The following is a 2,548-nucleotide window of genomic DNA, read 5'->3' as shown; positions in this document are numbered from 1 at the left end:
GATAGGATCAATAAAGACACTACCTCGAATAGCTGCAATACTCAATCACGATCACAATAGTCCCGATCTCCCGTCATCGAGATGAACTCTCGCAGCTCCAGAAAGGGAAAAGATGATATCTGGCTTATTCATCTCCTGATCTTGGAGGCTCACTGTATAAGTTGTTTAATCTTTGGAATCACGAATTTCTTCGAGGCTTCTTCCTGTCTTTACTGAATTGGGCTCGGTCGACGTTGGGTTTCTTCTTGCGTCGGCTTCTTCATCACTCATCTTAATCAGAAGCCACCGGGCATTCTCCGCCTTTCCCGTGCGGATGAGCGCATAGCCACCTTTAAGCTTCTCTCCTTCGAGCCAAATTGTGATATGACCATCTTCGATTTGTTTTGTGAGTGGGTTCGATTCAGGGTCTTCCTTCAGATTTCTGTAGCTTCCCCGGTCCCAAAGAAGGACCGTGCCTCCGCCGTACTCTCCTTCGGGGATATTTCCTTCGAAATCGCCGTACTCGAGTGGATGGTCTTCCGTGGGAACGGCCAGCCTTTTTTCAGAGGGGTCTGTTGACGGACCTTTGGGAACGGCCCATGACTTCAGAACTCCATCCACTTCGATTCGAAAGTCATAATGAAGAGTCGATGCAGCGTGTTTCTGAACAACAAATACCGGTCTGCCTTTAGCCCATTCAAGAGAGGCCTCTTTGCCGTCGGGCTCCGGCGTCTTGCTGAAGTCTCTCTTCATTTCGTACTTATTCAGTTTCCTGTCACTCTCGTCCACAGTCTACCTCCTGATCTCTTTGTCAGCCGGGGAGTTGAACAATCACTTCTCTCAAGAATATTCCTGTTTCATTTGAATTATATCAACCGACGGCCGAGAGCTTTCGGAAGCACAAGAGAACACAGCATGAAACTATCTCGAGGAAGATTTCTCATCAAGAAAATCAGGGAACAAGATCCTTGATTTTACCCTCGTCTTTCAGTTTTCGGGCTAGATAGATGAATGGAGTGTCTAGAACTGCAACGACCCACTTTAGAATGTAAGTGGACCAGAATATCTGCCACCACACATCGGCCGAAAAAACTCCTAAAAAGGCTATTGAAGTAAAAACCGCCGTATCGATCAGCTGCGATACCATAGTGCTTGCGTTATTTCTCAGCCAGATGTGCTTCCTGTCCGGAAACCTCTTCTTCCAGAAGTCATATGCCCAGACATCGTGTAACTGAGAACACCAGTAGGCTGCCAGACTTGCCAGTGCAATTCTCGGGAGAAGGCCGAATATTGCTGAGAGATGCTCCTGAGAGAAATCGGAGTGATGAGGCTCGAAGGCAAGAGCGATTTGCATTATCACGGTAGTCGCTATCAGAGAGAAAAAGCCGATGTAAACTGCTCTCTTGGCCTCCTTCTTTCCATGATTCTCAGAAAGAATATCCGTAGCCAAGAACGACGTCGCATAAACGATATTTCCCAAAGTCGCGGCCATCCAAAAAAGTGAAACCGTCTTTATTACCTGGACATTGGCAATTATCGCAGCTATGGCTACCCAGACGTACAGTCCTGTCTTTCCCCACAATTTGTAAGCAACTGTGATCAAACTGAAGTTCACTACAAGCATCAAAAACCACAATAGTTCGTTCATCTATACCTCCATTCCGAATCCTTCACAATCAGCATCAAGAGACCGGTAAATTTCTGTCATCGGAAGACCGGACATTGCATCCCCTCTCGCATTTTATCGCATAAAGACTTTCAAAACCACTCTCGAGTATTATAGATACTGTCTTACTTATAGAACAGGCAGCTGGGAGCGAAATCACATGGTTTTTACCTTAAACTGAAGAGATTGTTATTTTCTATGAAGTCGGTGAGATAGTCGAAAAAACCGCAAGAACGACAAAACATCTCCGGTTGCGACATCTGTAAAATACCAACGTGGTCGAATACAAGCTCAATCCTCGCCGAAAACTCAATGCAGATCGCTCTGTAGTGGAGATTCCAGCGTCAATTCGCGACTGCGCAGGTAGCAGCCTTCACAGGGACCACCACATACACGGTGCAGTCGAAGCATAGAGTGCTGCAAGTGCCGATGCGATAGCCCATATTGTTGGTCTCCCTTATTGATCCCTCCAGCATATGTCAGATACTGTCTATAAAACTGGCAGATAGACTTCGGGAAAGACCTAAAGAAGCTGACAAAAGCTCTGCCCAAGCAAAAGGGCTGATCTTCGATGACCACATCGCGGCGAAGAGGGTTCTCGCCCGCCTCTGAAACGCTCTTCTCCAAGTCTGATCTCTTTGTTTTGGCGCAGGAGATCAATCATAGTTCATATTTTCCGAAGATCTCGGTTCCTCGGCAATTCCCTCAATTTCGGGAAGCCTTTCGCGTGTCTCGCTAAGGACTTCGATTTCCCTGACTTTAGGAAGCAGCCTGCTTTCGAAGGAACCCACTCCATCATTGTAGGCACTGACGGCGTTCTTTAGATGGCCCTGCAGTCTGTTGTAATGAGCGAAGAAAACACCGAATCTATTATAGAGTTCTTTCGAGGCTTGAACAAGCCTT

At 46.7% G+C, this 2,548-nt stretch carries 3 protein-coding genes; all 3 read right to left on the bottom strand.

Going from position 1 to position 2,548, the window contains the following annotated elements:
- Positions 1 to 165: 165 nt before the first annotated feature.
- Positions 166 to 768: a DNA ligase gene (locus tag ENN47_07200; protein HDP77954.1), complete on the bottom strand. Its 603-nt coding sequence runs from the start codon at positions 766 to 768 to the stop codon at positions 166 to 168.
- A gap of 163 nt (positions 769 to 931) precedes the next feature.
- Positions 932 to 1,627 (bottom strand): VUT family protein, encoded by a 696-nt coding sequence (locus ENN47_07195; protein HDP77953.1) that lies wholly within the window; start codon positions 1,625 to 1,627, stop codon positions 932 to 934.
- A 674-nt stretch (positions 1,628 to 2,301) separates the two neighbouring features.
- The coding region (gene rmuC / locus ENN47_07190; protein HDP77952.1) for a DNA recombination protein RmuC at positions 2,302 to 2,548 on the bottom strand (247 nt) is incomplete at its 5' end.

This window comes from Mesotoga infera (assembly GCA_011045915.1).
GTDB lineage: Bacteria > Thermotogota > Thermotogae > Petrotogales > Kosmotogaceae > Mesotoga > Mesotoga infera_D.
Note: the sequence above shows the minus strand (reverse complement) of the source record. Positions and strands in the feature narration are given on the sequence as shown.